Annotated in this window: 1 pseudogene; it reads left to right on the top strand. The window is 48.4% G+C overall.

What is annotated here, in order from left to right:
- A pseudogene (locus AB4585_RS27105) lies at positions 1-343 on the top strand (molybdopterin molybdotransferase); the annotation flags it as partial.

Raw genomic sequence — 343 nt, 5'->3', positions numbered from 1 at the left:
TAAAACCAGGGAAGCCTTTTGCATTCGGTAAATTGGATGATGCACTATTCTGCGGCCTGCCAGGAAACCCTGTCTCCGCCTTTATGACCGCTTACATCTTAGTTCAGCCATTGTTAGCTAAGCTCGGTGGCGAGAGTGAATGGAAAGAAGCACCAACCTTACCGGCTAAAACGTTATCGTCATTCAAGAAAAGTCCAGGACGTACAGATTACCAACGTGGTATCTACGCCATAAACGAGCATGGCGAGTTTGAAGTGGAAACAACGGGGAACCAAAGCTCTGGGGCCTTTCGTTCAATGAGTCTAGCGAATTGCTTTGTCATTCTTGAACGCGAGCGTGGCCG

Origin of the sequence: Vibrio sp. 10N.222.49.C9 (genome assembly GCF_041474985.1) — a bacterium.
Lineage (GTDB): Bacteria > Pseudomonadota > Gammaproteobacteria > Enterobacterales > Vibrionaceae > Vibrio > Vibrio crassostreae_C.
Note: the sequence above shows the minus strand (reverse complement) of the source record. Positions and strands in the feature narration are given on the sequence as shown.